This window comes from Nostoc paludosum FACHB-159 (assembly GCF_014698835.1).
Classification (GTDB): domain Bacteria; phylum Cyanobacteriota; class Cyanobacteriia; order Cyanobacteriales; family Nostocaceae; genus Nostoc; species Nostoc paludosum.
The window spans coordinates 1-19,238 of the sequence record NZ_JACJTU010000085.1 but is presented as its reverse complement, the minus strand read 5'-3'; the positions used below and the strand labels follow the sequence as shown (position 1 = coordinate 19,238).

The window sequence follows — 19,238 nt, the reverse complement described above, 5'->3', positions numbered from 1 at the left end:
TGCACTCAATTTATACCGTGACCAGATGTTTGAAAACATGGCACAAGCTCAACGGCTCTGTTCTTTTGGGTTATACACACTTAAGCAACTTTTTAGAATGAAATAGCGCTAGGCTGATGCCAAAGCCAACACCAAAGCTCAATAGACCTAAAATCAACTAGTTTTTAGCCATTTACTCCTAAAAAGTGCGCCTCCCATCATAAATAGGCTCTTACAAACTAGTAATTATTTTGGCTTAATTAATACTATAATTCTTGAAAAAATATACTAGTACAAATTCATCAAAAAAATATAAAACTTAAGGGTTTCTTTTTTGATAAACTGGACTCAAATTGGATAGCTAAATAGCAGTTAATCTTTTATAATGAATCCCTACACTATCCTTAATCAGACCGAACTTCAGCGTGTTAGTGATGGCATAACTCGACCCCTACTAGAAAATTGCGAGGCTGCCTCACATATCCTTATTTTAGTTTGGCCACAACTTGGGGATTTTGATAGTCTTGAATATGCGTGGTGGTTACAGCGCGAAGCTAAAAAATTACCTCCTGAAAAACTTGCTATTCGTGCAGTGGGAATTGGCTCACGCGCCTCTGGAACAAGATTCTGCGAGTATACAGGATTTCCAACCCAAAATTTATTTGTCGATCCCAATGCAGAACTACATCACCAACTTAAGCTTTATTCAGGTTTGAATCTTCCTCTCCCTGGACTTTCTCAGTCTCAGAAAGCTTGGCTAAATCTACTATTAATGTGTGCAGGGTTTGGAAGTCCTGGAACCCTAAGAGAAGTTTTTCGGGGATACACAGGAGATCGTCAAGCCCCTCAACTCATTGAAGATGATGAAATTATTCAAGCTACTCCTCTACCTACTTTTAAAGGCTCGTTTTTCCAATTAGCTGGTGGAAAAGGGTTTCAACGTCCCTTTGAATTAGCTACTCTCCGGCTACGGAATATGGTGGAAGTTCTAAGCAATTGGCATACTTATGTACCATTATCTGCCTACTTAACTCAGCGTGGTGGAACTTTTCTGTTTGATACCAAAGGTCAGTTACTTTACGAACATCGAGATCCAGGAATTCTGGGCTTTGCTGCTAATATGAGTCAGCCCCTATCATTTTTATCCTCGATCGAAACAGATAGCTTTACCTCAGCTCACTAATTCCTGATAAGTAAGTTGGTGTGAAAAAATCAAACTATGTTAATAAAGGTTAAGTGAACTAAAACCCTCTTTCCTCCTGCCTCCTGCCTCCTGCCTCCTGCCTCCTGCCTCCTGCCTCCTGCCTCCTGCCTTATCCTGACGATAAATATTCACAACTACCTACTTAGGCCCGGCTGGTGTGATGGTAGGAAACTGGGCGAAGGATTTTGACGCCTAGACTCCTACACCCTCCCCCAAACTCTTGATTTTTCGTATCGCTGCGTAAGTCGCGATCGCGTTTTCCTAAAAATTGTTCAACGGACAGGAAGAACAATCTCAAATTCTGTGCCATCCGTTGGGGAAGAGTGCACAGTCAGAGTACCGCCATGCTGTTGGATAATCGAATAGCTGACAAATAACCCCAGCCCAGCACCACAACCGATAGGTTTTGTGGTAAAAAATGGGTCAAAAATACGGTCTTGAAGACTTACAGGAATTGTACTATCTGTATTGGAGATGGCAATGCGTAAGTAGTCATTGCCTATCATTTCAGTACGAATCCGAATTTCCGGGTTTTCGCTGCTTTGAGGGTTATCTCGAATTGCATCGATCGCATTGTTGATAATATTCAGGAAAACTTGATTCAACTGGCTAGGATAACAAGTCACCAGAGGTAGGTTGCCATACTCTTTGAACAGTTGCACTTGGGGTTGATTCCTAGAAGCTTGCAAGCGATGTTGCAAAATTAACAGCGTACTTTCAATCCCACTGTGCAAGTCTACTGCTTTGATTTCTGCTTCATCTAGGCGAGAAAAGTTGCGTAAACTCTGAACGATCTGGCTGATGCGTTCGCTGCCTACTTTCATAGATGTTAAGATTTGGCTCACATCCTTAAACAAAAAATCGAGGTCAATTTCCTCGCTCTTGGCTTGAATAACTGGACTCGGTTGTGGATATTCCTGTTGATAAAGTATTAGCAAATTTGTTATATCTGCAATATAACTTTCTGTATGACTAAGATTACCCTTGATAAAATTAACAGGATTATTAATTTCGTGAGCAATGCCAGCTACAATTTGACCTAAAGATGACATTTTTTCGCTATGAATTAATTGCGCTTGAGTTTGTTGCAATTTTTTCAAGGCTTGCTCTAAATCTTGGGCTTTTTGGTTGAGAGCTTGGGTTTTGCGCTCTACCTCTGCTTCTAGGGTGTGGGAATAATTTTCGGTTTGTTGATACAAACGGGCATTTTCCACAGAGATGGCGGCTTGGCTAGTGAGGAGTTGCAGAATCTCAATGCGATCGCTACTAAAAGCACCCACAGTTAAGTTATTCTCTAAATACAAAATACCGATGAGTTTTCCTTGCCGACTAATTGGAGTACACAAAACTGATTTGGGCTGATGGGTAATAATATAAGGATCGCCTGCAAATTGCACCCAATCGCTTAAGTTTTCAAACACAGCCGTCTGTTGAGTTCGTGCTACGGTATAAATCAAACTCTGGGGAATTTTTTGGTATTGAGGCAGCGGAATTTCTAAGGTTTGTGCTTGTTGTCGATCGGCTTGAGCGACGACTAACCATTGTTCGTCTTGACGCAGGACAAAATAACCAATTTGTGCGCCAGCATTAGCGATCGCAATCTGCATTAAGCTTGTTAACAGTTTGTCTAATTCTATTTCACCAGAAATAGCTTGTGCTGCTTTCATGACTGTTGGAAAATCCAACCACAAATTTTGGCCGCTACTGGCGCTAGTGAGGTTCTTCATCAATGTCGGAGCGATGGTTGCGCCAGATGTGATAGTCACGCTAGGAGGTTGGAGAATGATTGCAAGTAGTTGCGGATAGTGTTGTTCTAAATGGGCGACTTTAGCCTTTGCACCCCAACGAGCATAACAATAGTAAGCTTCTTGCATGTAGCCTGCGGCGACTTTCTCTTTACCCCAAGCGAGATAAAACTTAGCTGCTAACTCATTTCCCAGAGCTTCTTCTTGAATGTAGCCGTTTTGTTTAGCTCCAGCGATCGCCTTGTCGTATAACTCAATGGCTTCTGTTTTGTATCCTAAAACGCGGCATTTTTCAGCCGCTACCAAATCAACTTTATGTTGGTGATTCATTGGCGCATAGTCCGCCCAATACTGTTGCAGTTGTGTTTGGTTTTGTTCTACCCGCTCTAATACTTTTGATGTCTCCTCTGATTGTAGGCTCAAAGCTGCTAGAACCGTCAGTGAATCATAGAAATAAACCGCAGGTTCACCGATTAATCCAGCACCAGCAGTTGAATATTTTCTCAGTTCAACTGCATAGTTTGTCGCTTGCTCAATTTCTCCAAATAAGAAACAAAGCAGTAATTTATACAAATAAAAGAAATATAATCCAATCAAATCATTAGCAGACAACCGCAAGGGCAGAAATTGGGTTTCTTGCACAGCTTCCCCAGATAAAATAACCGGATGCTCCCCAATTCCCAGTAAATTTAAAATAGATTGCCAATAAATTCGGCAGTAATTAGCTGCTGTCAATTGGTTCAATTGCAATAACCCATTGCAGTAAGCGCGTACATCTTGTTCTAAAGTATCCAAGGGCTGACCGCACCAAAAAGAATTCAAACAAAAACCGTAGGCAGAATATCCAGCAAACTCTGGGTTACCAACTTCGAGTCCAGTCACATAACCTTCTTGAGAGATTGATAGTGATTCTTGAATATGAGATTTACGGTGTACAATAAACAGTCCTAGTACAGGCAATACTTGAGCTTTTATAGCTTTGGTATCAAATTTGCTGACGATCCTGAGTGCCAATTGTCCAAATTTTGTTGCTGTATCTACATCTTGCTGCATACTACATAAAATGATGCCATAGCAAGCAAAGCTATAGGCTGAGAGGGATGTATTTCCATATTGAATAGATAATTTAACTGATAAAGAAACTAGTAATGGAAATAACAAAGAGCCAAGATTGAAAGCTGCTGGAAAAATACTGTTGGTAATCTGGATAATTGCCAGTTTTTCTGCATCGACCATTACAGGTAAGCGAACTAAATCTGCAATTTCTCTGTCGCCAATAAGTTCGCTGATTTCTTGGATTGTCTGTTGAATATCTGTTTGTGTCGGTATTTCGGGAAAGATGACACCAAACTGTTGCAAGATTTCTCTACCAATTCTCAGAGCTTCTGCAAGTTTATTCCCAGAAGCATTAGCTTGTATTCTAATTCGGTAAACGTTAGCTTTGTCTAGTAAGGAATGTGTTTTTTTAGTGACAATTTCAATGAAATATTCCATCATTTCAAAGTCACCACAAAGGTAAGCTAATTCAGCAGCTAATTCATGAAAAGCAAGGGTGATTTCATATTGCTGTTCCCAAGCTTTTTCTCCTAATAAAGATAAGCCCACTGTCACATATTCACGAGCTGCTTGATAGGCGGTTGCGCTTTTGGCTTTACGAGAGGCTGTGAGGTTAAGTTGTGCTAATTCCTGGCGATCGCTTTGTTGGGTAATTAAAGCAGTTCCACGGTTGAGGTGACCGATGAGTTCAAAAATCCGGTCAAATCTTGCTTCTGGAGAAATCTTTTGCAGGAGTAATTGTCCGATATGGTAATGGGTTGTTTGTTTTCGGTCTTCGGGAATCAGAGAATAAGCAGCTTGTTGGACGCGATCGTGTAAAAACCGATAGGCTACATTTTCTATGTTGCTAATATTTGCATCTGTATCATCAGGGCCAAGATAAAATTTGTATAATTGACTCTGCGGCAAAATTAGTCCTTCTTGTAAAGCTTTCCACAGCACTGTCGCTGTATCTGCTTGTGATTGTTCGCAAACAATTGCCAAAGTACCCAAATCAAATTGGTTACCAATACAAGCTGCTAATTTGAGGAGATGTTGCGTTTGTTTTGGCAATTTCTGTAACTGCTGCGCCATAAACTCCACCACATCTGAGGTCAGAGAAAGTGCCTTGATTTGAGCAATATCACATTCCCAATAGCCTTGGTGACGATTAAATTTAATCTGTTCGTCTTCGTGTAACGCTTTGAGAAACTGGGTGATAAAAAACGGATTTCCTTGAGTTTTGCGAACAATTAATTCTGCAACGGGGAGCGATCGCTCTGTTGTACAATGTAGTGTATCAGCAACTAATTGATTAGTATCATTTAAAGTCAGAGGTAAAAGAGTAATTGTATTGACGGTTTTCTGAGTCTTCTTCAGTTCCTCTACCGTTAAGATAAATGGATGTGCTGCTTGTACTTCATTGTCTCGATAAGCCCCCAATAATAGCAGATAGCTATTATCCTGCATCAGTAGTTTAATCAACTGTAAAGAAGCGGAATCTGCCCACTGTAAATCATCCAAAAACATCACTAATGGATGTGCTGGTGTTGTAAATACTTCAATAAACTTTTGAAATAATAATTGAAAGCGATTTTGTGCCGCAATTGCTGATAGTTCTGGTGCAGGGGGTTGCTTACCAATAATTTGTTCTAGTTCGGGAATGACTTCAATCAAAATTTGTCCATTGTCGCCTACAGCTTTGATAATTTTGGAACGCCACCCAGCCAATTGCATATCTGATTCTGACAACAATTGTGCCATCAAATCCCGTAGAGCTTGCAAAAAGGCAGATAGAGGAATATTACGGTTGAACTGGTCAAATTTACCTTTAATAAAATACCCTTGCTGACGGGTAATTGGTTTGTGGACTTCATTAATTACCGCAGTTTTCCCAATACCAGAAAATCCTGCCACTAGCATCATTTCGGATGTACCATTAGCGACGCGCTCAAAAGCTTCAAGCAGCGTGGCAACTTCTTTCTCTCGTCCGTAAAGTTTTTCACCGATGAGAAAGCGATCGCATACATCACGCTCACCAATTTTAAAATATTCAACTTTACCAGTTTCTTTTAATTGGGCAAGACTTTTTTCTAAATCCAATTTTAAACCTAAAGCACTTTGATAACGTTCTTCGGCATTTTTAGCCATTAATTTGTTAATAACATTGCATAAAACCTCTGGTATTTCTTCTTTCTTACCCTCTGGTTTTGGCGGTTGTTTAGCCATGTGATAATGTACCAATTCCATCGGATCTTCAGATATAAATGGTAATTTTCCTGTCAATAATTCATAAAAGGTCACACCTAAAGAATAAAGGTCGCTGCGGTAGTCTATACCTCGATTCATCCTGCCAGTTTGTTCGGGGGCAATATAAGCCAGAGTTCCTTCTAAAATATTAGGGCTGATAATTTCTTGAGTTTCTTTAGGAAGTAATGAAGCAATACTAAAATCAATTAATTGAACTTTTTGTGTTTCTTGGTTAATCAGTATATTTGCAGGCTTGATATCTTTATGAATTACACGATTTTGATGTAAGCTGTGGAGAATATTGGTTAATTGGATGGCGATCGCCAAAAAATCAACAAGCGAGAGGCTAATGGTTTTGATGTATTCTAGTAAAGAAATTCCTCCCACATCTTCCATAACCAAAATATAACCATTACCATAAGCTTCTAATGATAAAGGATGAATAATACCAGGAATATTGAGATTTTTACTAACAGTGTATTGGTTGCGAAATTGCAGTAATTCGTTGAAACTCGGATATTCAGATGTCAAAAGTTTGATAACTACCGGGAGTTTTTTTTGGTTTTGGATAGCTCGATATACTCTTGTTCTAGAGCCTGCATATAGTTGAGAGATAATTTCATATCCGGGTATCATGGGGGCGGATCTTGTAGTCATCATCTATACTTGTCCCATAGGGTAAGTTTGTGTTTGTTTGATAAAACTAGTATTCCCAGAGAACATCTTCATTTTTGCAAACACAGGAAAATCAGCCAAGAAGAGATAAGACTGGTGTATTTATTTACCGATAGCTTTAAAACAAAAATAATTTCTCCACAGAAATATTAAGGCATTTGAAACAAGTTAAAAGTCCCTTAAAAAATGCCCGTTCCATAAAGCAGGCGATATCTTCGATTTTTAAGATATCTAGACCGATAATGTTCCTGTCTTTCTAGTCTTTAGTAAGTCAATTAGAATTAGTAAAGGCTTGTGAAAATATATATAATTTTGTAATAAATGTTACATATCTCAACCTACATGGGCATTTTAAGAATGCTTATATTGCAAGGTAAATAAATGACAGCTACTTTATCTGGTTATCAACTCCTAGAAACTCTTCACTCTGGTAGTAAAACCATTATTTATCGTGGACGGCGAGAAACCGATAACACCTGTGTCATTGTCAAAACTCTCCTCAATGAGCATCCTTGCTTAGAAGACATTGCGCGGCTGCGCCACGAATATCAAATCATTGAACCGCTGCAAATATCTGGAATTGTTAAACCATACGAGTTAAAGAATTATCAGCATGGTCTAGCTTTAGTTTTGGAAGACATTCCAGGTTACTTGCTCAAAGAAGCGATCGCGACTCAAACAATGAGCTTAATTACTTTCCTCAAGCTAGCAATTAATTTAGCACACACCTTAGGAGAACTGCACGCCGAACAGATTATTCACAAAGATATTAAACCACACAATATTATTATCAACCCTGACTCTGGCGAAGTTAAATTGATTGACTTTAGCATCTCCTCGCGGCTGGATAAAGAAAATCCCACATTAACTAATCCGAATTTACTCGAAGGTACGCTTGCTTATATGTCGCCTGAGCAAACAGGTAGAATGAACAGAGCGATCGATTATCGCACGGATTTTTATTCTTTCGGTGTGACATTGTATGAAATGTTGACGGGTACTTTGCCATTTCATAGTAACGACCCAATGGAATTGGTACACTGTCACATTGCCAAAATGCCCGCCGCACCTTGTCAAGAAACTGTGTGTCGCGTTTTGGAAGACGTACCAGAGGCGATTAGTGCAATTATTTTAAAGCTGTTGGCGAAAACAGCAGAGGAACGATACCAAAGCGCTTGGGGACTGAAAGCAGATTTAGAGGAATGTTTGTTTCAACTGCAAACGACTGGCAAAATTGAAAACTTCCTACCGGGAAGACGAGACAAATCTGGACATTTTTTGATTCCCCAAAAGCTGTACGGACGCCAAGCAGAAGTGGCAGCGTTGATGGCTGCATTTGAGCGAGTCAGTCTTGGTGCAAGCGAAATGATGCTGGTTTCCGGTTATTCGGGGATTGGTAAGACAAGTGTTGTCAATGAAGTTCATAAACCAATTGTGGGGGCTAGGGGTTATTTCATTGCAGGTAAGTTTGACCAGTTCAAGCGCAATATTCCCTATGCGTCGTTGATTCAAGCATTTCAATCTTTAATTGGGCAATTACTCACCGAAAGCGAAGCCCAAATCCAGGCATGGAAAGAGAAACTGTTAACCAAGTTGGGAGAAAACGGACAAATAATTATCGATGTGATTCCCGAAGTCGAACTAATTATTGGGACTCAACCACCTGTGATACAACTGGGTGCGGCGGAATCTCAAAATCGCTTTAATCGGGTTTTTGGGCAGTTCATTGGAGTATTCACAAACAAACAGCATCCATTGGTTGTGTTTCTTGATGACTTACAGTGGGCAGATTCGGCATCGTTGAATTTAATTGAGCAATTGATGACAGATAGCGATAGCTACGCTGGCCAAGGGCAACGCCAATATTTATTATTAATTGGAGCATACCGCGATAACGAAGTTTCGCCCACCCATCCGCTGATGATGAGTTTAGACAAAATTCAAAAAACAGATGCGATGGTGAATAACATTGTTCTGTCACCATTACAGTTAACAGATGTGGAAGCGTTAGTTGGTGATACGTTGAATGGCACAGAAGACACTCAGCTAATAGCAGAATTACTGTTTCACAAAACCTGCGGTAACCCTTTCTTTTTAACGCAACTGCTCTTAACTTTAAATCAAGAAGGCTTGTTAACATATAACTTCCATTCAGGAATGTGGCAGTGGAATATCCAAAATATTCAAGCAATTGGGATCGCTGACCTAAATGTTGTTGAACTAACAGCAAGAAATATTCGCAAACTATCACTAGAAACGCAAAAAGTATTAAAACTAGCTGCTTGTATTGGCAGTACATTTAACTTAGATGTATTGGCGATCGTTAACGAAGCATCACTTCTAACAACTGCGGCGCAATTGTGGACAGCACTGCAAGCTGGGTTAATTTTGCCGTTAACTCAAGATTACAAAATTCCTTTAGTGTTTGGTCAGGATGAATCAGGCGAGATTGGCTTAACCGATATCAAGGTTGACTACAAGTTTTTACATGACCGAGTGCAGCAAGCAGCTTATTCTTTAATTCCCGATCGCAAGAAAAAAGAAACACACTTCAAAATTGGTCAATTACTGCTACAAAATACTACGCCAGAAGCACGCAAAGAAAATATTTTTGCCCTGGTTAATCAACTTAATTACGGTACTGACTTACTAATATCTGAAGCAGAAAAATACGAACTGGCAGAACTTAATTTAATTGCAGGTCAAAGAGCAAAAGCAGCTACAGCCCACGATTCTGCTGTTAAGTATTTGCAAGTTGCTTTAGGACTGTTAGCAACTGATAGCTGGAAAATTCACTATCAACTAACATTAACCATCAATGAGGAAGCAGCAGAAGCAGCATTTTTAAGTGGCAATTTTGAGGAAATGCAAAAGTTTGTTGAAGTTGTGCAAAACCACGCTACCTCACTACTCGACAAAGTGAAGGTATACGAAATCCAAATTCAAGGTTATGGAAGGCAGAACCAGCTGATAGCAGCAGTGACTACGGGGCTAGAAGCCTTGAAGCTGTTGGGGGTGGAGTTCCCCGAAAAGGTTAACCCATCAGAGATTGGGCGGGGGCTGGAGGAAACTGCATCACTTTTAAATGGAAAGAAACCCTCAGACTTAATTGACCTACCTCTGATGACTGACCCGGATAAACTGGCAGCTATCAGGATACTAGCAAGTCTATTTACCGCAACCTACTTGGGCGCTCCAGAACTTGTACCTCTAGTGATATGTCAACAAGTTAATTTATCCATTCAGTATGGTAACGCTTCTGTTTCTCCTTATGCCTATTCCCTTTATAGTTTTCTTGTGTGTGCGGTTGTGGGAGATATGGAACGGGGCTATGAGTTTGGGCAATTAGCTATAAATTTGGTGTCCAAGTTGAATGCTAAAGAAGTCAGTGCCAGGACTAACCAAATAGCAAGTGTTCTAGTTCGACCTTGGAAAGAACACCTCAGCAATACCTCACAAACTTTTCTCTCAATTTACTCTATTGGACTAGAAACGGGAGATTTAGAATATGCCGCCTATGCTGCATTTAACTACTGCTTGCAATCATATTTGCTAGGGAAGCAATTAAATGCCCTAGAACGAGAAATGGCAACCTATTGGGATGCTATTAATAAAATCAAGCAAGAAACAGCACTACATTATCAAGAAATTTATTGGCAAGCAGCTTTAAACATCATGGGAAAGGCTGAAAATCCTTGTGTGATGATTGGTGAAGTCTATGACGAGCAGAAAATGTTACCCATTCATCAGCAAACCAGCGATCAATTAGCAATTCAATTTTTATACTCCAATAAAATTCAGCTTTGTTATTGGTTTGAGAATTATTATGAAGCACTGGAAAATATTATTCAAGTCGAAAATTCTTTGGGTGCGGCGGCTGGACAAGTAATTTTTGTTCTCTTCTTTTTCTATGATTCTCTGGTGCGGTTGGCGGTATATGCTAATAGTCCAGAATCTGAACAACAAGAAATTATTAATCGCGTCCAAGCTAATCAAGAAAAAATGCAAAAATGGGCGCATCATGCGCCAATGAATCATCTACATAAATTCTATTTGGTAGAGGCAGAACGGCATCGGGTTTTAGGTGAAAAATCAGAAGCGATCGAGATGTATGATAAAGCGATCGCTCTTGCTAAAGAAAATGAATACATCAATGAAGAAGCACTAGCTTATGAACTTGCAGCTAAATTTTATTTGTCATGGGGTAAAGAACCCATTGCCAAAACTTACATGACAGATGCCTATTACGCCTATATGCGTTGGGGTGCTGTTGCTAAAGTTCAACATCTAGAGTCAAAATACCCGCAGTTGATTGTGCGAGTGTCAAACGCAGAAAAACTAGCAGATCAACACTTAGAATTGACCCAAACTAATTCTACTACTACCGGAGGCTCTCATCTTCTTGACTTGATGACGGTGATGAAAGCTTCACAGGTGCTGTCAGAAGAAATGATACTAACTCGCCTGCTGGAAAAAATGATGAAAATTGGCATCGAAAATGCTGGTGCTGTCCAAGGTTACTTCATTGCCAAGCACGAGAATGAATGGATGCTAGAAGCAGTGGGAATGGTTGCAGGGAAAGATGTTAATGTTGTTGTTAACTCAAACGATAAAACAAATTCACCTTTACTGCCAGTTGCTTTATTCAACTATGTCGAAAGAACCAGAGACAACTTAGTTTTAGACGATGCTGTTAAAGATCCGCGCTTTGCAACTGATGTTTATATTGCCACTCATCAATCTAAGTCAATTTTATGTTTGCCACTAATTCATTCTGGCAAGTTTACTGGTATTGTTTACCTAGAAAATAATTTGATTTCTGGTGCTTTTACTCCAGAACGGGTAAAGGTGTTGAGTTTATTGACGGCACAAATTTCCATCGCCATTGATAACGCTCGTCTCTATACTAATTTGCAAGATTACTCACAAGAACTGGAAGTTAAAAACGCAGCTTTGCAAGCATCCGAAACGCGAGAGCGAGAAAAAGCCCTCGAACTGCAACAATATCTCGATAGACTACAAAAAACCCAGGCTCAACTCGTACAAACGGAGAAAATGTCCAGCTTAGGACAACTGGTGGCTGGCGTTGCTCACGAAATCAATAACCCGGTCAATTTTATCTTTGGCAACCTCAATCATGCCAACGAATATACCCAAGAGTTGCTAGGGCTAGTGCAACTTTACCAAAAACATTATCCATCTCCCCATCCAGAAATTGAGGAAGAAGCTGAGTCTATCGATTTAGAATTTTTGTTAGAAGACTTGCCTAAGCTATTATCCTCCATGCGGGTAGGGGCAGACCGAATTCGCAAAATTGTTGCTTCTTTGCGAACTTTCTCACGTATGGATGAAGCTGAGAGAAAAGCTGTGAATATTCATGACGGTATTGACAGTACCTTGATGATTTTGCAACATCGACTCAAAGCAAAGTCAGAGTATCCAGCGATTGAGATTATCAAAGATTATGGCAACCTACCTGAAGTCGAATGTTATGCAGGAGAATTAAATCAGGTGTTTATGAATGTGTTGAGTAATGCGATCGATGCTTTGGAAGAGTCATTACTCAAAAATCCAGAAAAAATGACTAGCCCAAGCATTAGTATTCATACTCAACAAGTGGATGCTCATCAAGTGCAAATTCGTATTGCAGACAATGGTCTAGGTATGCCGGAGTCTGTTCGACGGCGCTTGTTCGATCCTTTCTTCACTACAAAACCTGTGGGTAAAGGCACTGGTATGGGCTTGTCGATTAGCTACCAAATTATTACCGAAAAGCACGGTGGCTTACTATATTGCCAGTCAGAACCAGGACAGGGTGCAGAGTTTATTATTCGGATTCCAGTTTCGTTGGAAGCTAGTAAAGTTGATGCGATCGCACTCTCATAACTTAAATCGGCATTGCTGTGATTAAGGGGAATATAGCTGCGCGCTCTAGACGTGGAACGGCAACTATATAACCCAAGTTGCTGGTTACTCTAAGAGGATGTTTGAAAAGTATTTCGGTGTGATTTTAGGCACTTATCGATCCCCCCTAACCCCCCTTAAAAAGGGGGGAACTGGAATTAAAGCCCCCCTTCTTAAGGGGGGTTGGGGGGATCAATAACGTTTTGCTACCGACGAAAGGACTTTTCAAACAACCTCTAATGGGCGATCGCTTTTTGCCGCAGCATCAGAGACAATTAATTACACTTTCAAAATTTTTTCTTTTTTTGCGTAAAGCATACAACTAATGCTGAATAGTACTATATACCAAACCCTTTATGAATAAATCAAGGGACAACAACCTAAAAGTCCCTTATCTTATATAAACTCTACTACTTAAAGCTGCTCTGGACTTGTGCCAGGGCAGTTTTTGATTTTTCATACTTAGCCAGCCTGAATTTTATATTCCTGAAAAATCCAGGGTTAGGCTAGGTCATAACACACTCTTGTATCTTAGAAAGAGTAGCTCGTTTGATTTTCATGACACTACCTCAAGTCTTTATAACTCGCCGTTTACCCACCCAACTACAGCGACTAGAAGAAATTGCAAATGTTGAGGTTTGGACAAAACGTCAACCACCTCCCTATGAAGTGTTGTTGGAGAAGGTGAAAAAAGTAAATGGCTTGCTGTGTTTGCTGAGCGATCGAATCGATCGGCACTTACTGGAAGGGGGAATGTCTTTACGCGCGATCAGTCAGATGGCTGTGGGATATGACAATATTGACATAGGTGCAGCAACGGCGCGGGGTATACCAGTTGGTCACACTCCCGGCGTTTTGACAGATGCAACTGCCGATCTAACTTGGGCGTTATTAATGGTAGCTGCGCGAAGAATAGTAGAAGCAGATCGCTTTGTGCGTGCTGGAGAGTGGCAGACTTGGGAACCAGATTTATTATTGGGGCCAAATATTGCGGGTGCAACGTTGGGAATCATTGGTTTTGGTCGCATTGGTCAAGCAATGGCTCGTCGCGCCAAAGGTTTTGATATGCGAGTTGTTTATACTAGTAAACATAGATGCGATTTGGAACTAGAACAAAAACTAGACGTAGAGTTTACTAATTTTGAAACTCTATTACAATTATCAGATTTTGTCACAATTCATACGCCTTTATCTCCAGAAACCGATGGTTTGTTTGCAGAAAATGAATTTGCACTGATGAAAAAATCCGCGATTCTCATCAACACATCTCGCGGAGCAATTATCAATCCAAATGCTTTGTATAAAGCGTTAAGCAGTGGTGAGATTGCTGGTGCTGCTATTGATGTCACGGAACCAGAACCAATACCGACTGATAGTCCATTGCTGACTCTTGATAACTTAATTATCACTCCTCATATCGGTAGTGCTAGTTTCCAAACACGAGAGAAAATGGCGAGTATGGCAATTGATAATTTAATAGCTGGCTTGAAAGGGGAAAGATTACCTAATTGCGTGAATCCAGAAATTTACGAACTTTAAACGGACATGATATCACAGGTCATTTTTGGGAATTTCCTCACGAAATTCTATAACCAATTTCATAGTTTCCACTACCAGATCGCGTAAATCACGATTTAGTACTACAGTGCCTTGAGATCCAAACCAACGGTCAAAAATAGCGACATATCGCCCATCGCCATTGACGAATCCTTGCATAAACTTGACCAGAGAATAGTTGACTGTATCCAAGAATTTCGAGTTATTTTCTGGTACCATGCAAGCGATACCTTCTTGTGAATAGGGGCGATCGGGTACGATGGCAAAAGCATCTGGATTTTTTTGCTGTTGCAGCCATCCCTCTAAAATAATGCTATCGGATGAGAAACCATCAATAGTACCTTTTTGTAAAGCTGTGTATCCCTCTGCCCTAGTTTTAAAATACACCAGTTTAGCTTTAGGCTGTACGCGAGCGATCGCCTGCTCATTTGTGGTTCCTGATAACACACCAATTCGCTTATCAATCAAGGATTCAGCAGAACCTAGATTACTTCCTTTGTTCACTAATAATTGAGTTCCAGTCGCACCGTAGCTTACAGAAAAGTCTACTTTTTTATCTCGCTCCCATGTAAAACTACTAGCATCACACACAATATCAACTTGTCGATTAACTATTTTAGGAATCCGTTCAGAGGGGCTAAGACCAACTAATTGCAGTTTAATTTTTTTTTGGAGGTTTTTTTCTAATTGCTCTTTAATTAGAATTAGCATATCTACAGAATAGCCATTTAATTTTTCTTGACTATCCACATAGGCAAAAGGTAGCGCATCTCTACTAGTACCAGCTGTTAATACTCCCGTTCTAGCTACTTTTTGCATCACAGTCTCAGCAGCTACCACATTAGGCATGAGCATTGCAAACATCAGACTTAAAATAGGAATAGCACTTTTTTGAGACATAAGCTTTAAGAGTAGGCCGTTTTTTCACCAAATCAAATCCGATCTGATTTATATGTTAAGTTCAAAAAGTTATCACTATCGAGTACATAGTAAGATTATTTAGTAACTATTCTTTACATTAAGTTTATTTTATCACCCTATGGAGAGTAAAATCACCAATTCAATTCTAATCCTTTTTTGATAATCTCGATTGATTTAATCTAAATTACTGTTGATATGTTAAAAATCGAAAATCTAAATAAGTCTTATAAATTGAGAAAAGTTTTACAAAATTTAAATCTCCATATTAATTCAGGAGAAATTTATGGTTTACTCGGTGCTAATGGAGCGGGTAAAACGACCACTATTAATATTATTTGTAATTTACTAAAACCTGATAGTGGTAATGTGATAATTAATCATCAGCCTGTCTCTCAAGCAACGAAAAAAATTATTGGAATTGCACCCCAAGAAAATTTACTATATAAAACTCTAACTTGTGAGGAAAATCTCAAGTTTTTTGCTGATATTTATGGTTTAGATCGGAAAACGCGCCAGAAACAGATAAAAGAAACTCTGGCGGCTGTAAATTTATTAGACAGAGCAAAAAGTCCAGTAGAAACTCTCAGCGGAGGAATGCAACGACGGTTGAATATTGCAGTAGCTTTGGTACATCAGCCGAAGTTAGTAATTCTTGATGAGCCAACTACTGGGTTAGATATTGAGTCACGATATGAAATTTGGGAGTTGATTCGACAACTCAAAAATCAGGGAGTTACGATTCTCCTGACAACTCATTTATTAGATGAAGCTGAGCGTCTTTGCCAGAGAATTGGAATTTTAAAAGATGGTCAAATTTTGGCTGAGGGTAGTTTAACACAATTACGCGCGTTAATTCCAACGTCTGAAATTGTAGTAGTACAAACTCCAGAAGAAGAATTAGCGATCGCTCGCGCCGAAGAATACGGTTTTACACCCCGACGTTATGGTGATGAGTTAACTTTTTGGTTACCAGAACCACTAGAATTAAAAGAAATTATTTCCCGGTTTGAAGGTATTCCTATTAATGCGATCGCGCGTCAGCCTGTGCGGTTGGAGCATATATATATAGAACTAACATCAAGTCCAGCTAATCAGCGAACAAGGCCAAATTAAAAAATCAAACGGAACAGGGAAATAAAGGCGCTAAAACTGTGTTAACTATGGCACAAGGTAAACCTTCAGGAAAATTTTAAAGAAGTACGCTCAAATTTTCGTCTACAATTTGTGTAATTTTTTGTAAAGCGATCGCCACTCCAGTTTCGGCAATGGATGATAAACTCTGTCCTAATTCAAAGTTTACTCCTGGTACTTTAATCCACCAAGACCGCGGACAATAACCGTAAATTGCTTTAGTCAGAGCTAAAAGCGATGTCGGATCGCCCATCTGTCCGGCGATAATCTTGAAAGATGCAGGTGAAAGTGGTTCTACTTGTATTTGGGAACTTTGAGAGGCGAAACAAGCATCAATAAAGATTGCCAAATCAGCATGGGCTAAATTTTGGGCAAGTTCGGGGGTGAGTTGGTGGACAGCAAAAGATTGCACATTAGATAGATGCAACGCCTTAGCTACTCGTTGACCAATACCATCATCACTACGCAACTCATTACCGTAACCAATAGCTATTACATTGCAATTCATAATTTTTAGCTGTCTAAGACTAGTTTCAAGTTATGAAAAAAACTTGAAGAACTTGTGAAGAACTGTTAAATTCACAAATTCTCTGGTGGTCGATAACAGCTAAGGGCTTTTCAAACAACCTATTATCCCTTTCACGAAAATCTTTATACATATACATTTTCCGTAGGGCGCGGGAGAATGACTGCATAATGTCAACAATAATATTATATATTCTCAAAAAACCTAAGGTAAGTTTAGATACTCGGTTTCAATCCGAGTTTGCGATCGCCCTGAGCAAATGCACCTAAAATAGGTTTGCTAAAAAACAAGCAATTGTGATGTTAAAAAATCTACGCTCGCTATCTGAAGCTTAAATGCTGATGACTGTGCTATCAATTGGTAGGGAAAAATCACGAGACCATTCATTCCAAGAGCCAAAATAATTTTTAGCAGAAATTCCTGCCTGTTCAAGGGCTATTAATGTATTAGCGGCCCTTGAGCCTTTAAAGCAGTAAATATACACAATTGACTCAGAAGTAATACCTATTGAGCTACAAATTTCTCGGATTTCATCTGGCGATCGAAATGTGGGGATTTCCGATTCAGAATTCATTAAATGATGCCATTCTAACCATACAGCGTTAGGGATTCTACCTTTGCGGGGACAAAAATCAGGATTGTAGGGAGAAGAACTCACCCCAAGCCATTCTGAAGTGTCGCGCACATCTAATTTAATAATTGTTGGATTATCAATTGCCCGCAACATTTCGGCAGTAGTTACCATTATGTCTGCGTTGGGATGCAATCTAAATATGCTGCTTTCACGCTTCGGAACTTCATCGCTAGTAGGTAATCCTGCTTTGAGCCATGCTTTATATCCTCCATGTAAAATAGATACTTGAGTGCAACCCAAATACTTCAGTAAAAAAGCTGCTCGACAAGATTGACCATAACCTTTATTTAATGTGTCTTCATAAACAATTAACTGTTCTGTACCAGAGATTCCTACCCTACTCAGAATTTCTGCAAAATATTCTTGTAATTGCTTTAAACCTGCTGGCGAGGAATTCTCTAAAAGATAGGTAAAAAAATCTCTAATATTTATGGATTGAGGAATATGAGAAATAGCATAATCTTCTTGGCTTCGCGTATCGATCAGAACAGTCTGTGATGATTTTTCTGCTAAGAGTGACGTGAGTTCTTGATGAGAAATGAGGAGTTTTGTGTTCACGCTTTCATGCTTCTGTTATTCTACTAGTAGGCATTATCGCCCTTAGCAGATTTGCGTTGTGAAATGCAAATTACAGAAGAACAGGGGTTAAATGTTATGAGAGAACTTTAATATCTTCTCAAGCTGTCAAACCTTGTTACAAAGCGGGTTTTACGTTAAGTTGACACCGATGCACCGTAGTGATTCCCTACCCTTTCTTTGCAGATTCAGCAATGTTTTACTTGAAACCACAATCAGAGTGGGGTAGCTTGACGGTGAACTTCGATCCACAACCCAGCTGACTATCAACGGAAATTTCTCCTCTGTGGAGCTCTGCGGCTCGTTTAGCGATCGCCAACCCCAATCCCGTACCTTGCAACTTACCCACATTCCTACCACGCTGAAATGGCTCAAACAGATGCTCTATATCTTCTGGTAAAATGCCAATCCCCCCATCTTGGACTTCAAAATAAATCGCTTCATGTGTACTGTAAAGCCGAAGCTGAATCGGATTGCCATCAGGTGAATACTTAATGGCATTGCTGATGAGATTATTCAAAAGATGCCAAAGTAGCTTTTGATCCACACTGGCATGAATCTGGTCGGAGTTGTAAGAAAAATTGATAGTATGCTTTTTCTGTGGGTTCCATTGCCAAGGTTCAAGTAATGTGTAGCAAAACTCTACAATTTCAGTAATTTCAGGATTAAACAAACTCGTGTCACGATCTGTTTGTCCCATCATTAAAACGTCTTCAATTAATTCATGCATCCGCTCAGTTGAAGATTGGATGCGTCTAAGTAATTGCTGCTTCTTTACTTCATCTAGTGGATAACTACTATCTCCCAAAATAGTAGTTGCAATCTGGATGGCAGTTAGAGGATTACGCAGCTCGTGGGAAAGCATAGAAAGATAATCAAATGAGTGATTTGTGCCATCGATGATAGTGTTTTTTGCCTTTTGTTCTGCGTGATGTCGAGCCAGAGCAATTTCAATGTTTGCTTGTAAAGTATTATGATTAAAAGGCTTCAGGATCAGGGCTATTTCATTCTAAATGTAGGCAGTATATGGTAAGATGCAGCGCAAATTCTATATTAATGCATCTGTCCCATGTCTCAAATCGCAATTATAGAAGCCTTCGC

General features: G+C 39.7%; 9 protein-coding genes. 4 read left to right on the top strand and 5 right to left on the bottom strand.

Going from position 1 to position 19,238, the window contains the following annotated elements; translation table 11 throughout:
- The first annotated feature begins 364 nt into the window (after positions 1–364).
- The gene (locus H6H03_RS36745; protein WP_190959941.1) at positions 365–1,162 is read left to right on the top strand and encodes a peroxiredoxin-like family protein; all 798 of its coding nucleotides are present in this window, start codon (positions 365–367) and stop codon (positions 1,160–1,162) included.
- 293 nt (positions 1,163–1,455) lie between these two features.
- On the opposite strand, the gene H6H03_RS36740 is transcribed toward H6H03_RS36745, so the two are convergent.
- Positions 1,456–6,870, bottom strand: a complete 5,415-nt coding sequence (locus tag H6H03_RS36740) for a trifunctional serine/threonine-protein kinase/ATP-binding protein/sensor histidine kinase (protein WP_190959942.1) — start codon at positions 6,868–6,870, stop codon at positions 1,456–1,458.
- A 399-nt stretch (positions 6,871–7,269) separates the two neighbouring features.
- Between H6H03_RS36740 and H6H03_RS36735 the strand changes: the two genes are divergently transcribed.
- Together H6H03_RS36735 and H6H03_RS36730 are read left to right on the top strand one after the other, a co-directional pair.
- Entirely contained in the window at positions 7,270–12,774 is a 5,505-nt protein-coding gene (locus H6H03_RS36735) for a trifunctional serine/threonine-protein kinase/ATP-binding protein/sensor histidine kinase (RefSeq protein ID WP_190959940.1), read from the top strand.
- Positions 12,775–13,350: 576 nt separating this feature from the next.
- On the top strand, positions 13,351–14,331 hold the full coding sequence (locus tag H6H03_RS36730) for a 2-hydroxyacid dehydrogenase (protein ID WP_190959939.1): 981 nt from the start codon (positions 13,351–13,353) through the stop codon (positions 14,329–14,331).
- A gap of 12 nt (positions 14,332–14,343) precedes the next feature.
- On the opposite strand, the gene H6H03_RS36725 is transcribed toward H6H03_RS36730, so the two are convergent.
- Positions 14,344–15,249, bottom strand: a complete 906-nt coding sequence (locus H6H03_RS36725) for an amino acid ABC transporter substrate-binding protein (RefSeq protein WP_190959938.1) — start codon at positions 15,247–15,249, stop codon at positions 14,344–14,346.
- 216 nt (positions 15,250–15,465) lie between these two features.
- Between H6H03_RS36725 and H6H03_RS36720 the strand changes: the two genes are divergently transcribed.
- Positions 15,466–16,383, top strand: coding sequence for an ABC transporter ATP-binding protein (locus tag H6H03_RS36720; protein WP_190959937.1), 918 nt, complete (start codon positions 15,466–15,468; stop codon positions 16,381–16,383).
- Positions 16,384–16,459: 76 nt separating this feature from the next.
- Here the strand turns inward: H6H03_RS36720 and H6H03_RS36715 are convergent, their stop codons facing one another.
- The 3 genes from H6H03_RS36715 to H6H03_RS36705 form a co-directional block, all read right to left on the bottom strand.
- Entirely contained in the window at positions 16,460–16,909 is a 450-nt protein-coding gene (locus tag H6H03_RS36715) for a hydrogenase maturation protease (protein WP_190959936.1), read from the bottom strand.
- Between the two features lie 349 nt (positions 16,910–17,258).
- Entirely contained in the window at positions 17,259–18,119 is an 861-nt protein-coding gene (locus H6H03_RS36710; RefSeq protein ID WP_190959935.1) for a sulfurtransferase, read from the bottom strand.
- A 217-nt stretch (positions 18,120–18,336) separates the two neighbouring features.
- On the bottom strand, positions 18,337–19,002 hold the full coding sequence (locus tag H6H03_RS36705; RefSeq protein WP_190959934.1) for a sensor histidine kinase: 666 nt from the start codon (positions 19,000–19,002) through the stop codon (positions 18,337–18,339).
- Positions 19,003–19,238: the final 236 nt, after the last annotated feature.

What these genes read in the sequence shown, in the direction of transcription:
- H6H03_RS36745 (WP_190959941.1), top strand. Translation starts at nt 365, where the DNA reads ATGAATCCCTACACTATCCTTAATCAGACCGAACTTCAGCGTGTTAGT.
- H6H03_RS36740 (WP_190959942.1), bottom strand. Translation starts at nt 6,870, where the DNA reads ATGACTACAAGATCCGCCCCCATGATACCCGGATATGAAATTATCTCT.
- H6H03_RS36735 (WP_190959940.1), top strand. Translation starts at nt 7,270, where the DNA reads ATGACAGCTACTTTATCTGGTTATCAACTCCTAGAAACTCTTCACTCT.
- H6H03_RS36730 (WP_190959939.1), top strand. Translation starts at nt 13,351, where the DNA reads ATGACACTACCTCAAGTCTTTATAACTCGCCGTTTACCCACCCAACTA.
- H6H03_RS36725 (WP_190959938.1), bottom strand. Translation starts at nt 15,249, where the DNA reads ATGTCTCAAAAAAGTGCTATTCCTATTTTAAGTCTGATGTTTGCAATG.
- H6H03_RS36720 (WP_190959937.1), top strand. Translation starts at nt 15,466, where the DNA reads ATGTTAAAAATCGAAAATCTAAATAAGTCTTATAAATTGAGAAAAGTT.
- H6H03_RS36715 (WP_190959936.1), bottom strand. Translation starts at nt 16,909, where the DNA reads ATGAATTGCAATGTAATAGCTATTGGTTACGGTAATGAGTTGCGTAGT.
- H6H03_RS36705 (WP_190959934.1), bottom strand. Translation starts at nt 19,002, where the DNA reads ATGCTTTCCCACGAGCTGCGTAATCCTCTAACTGCCATCCAGATTGCA.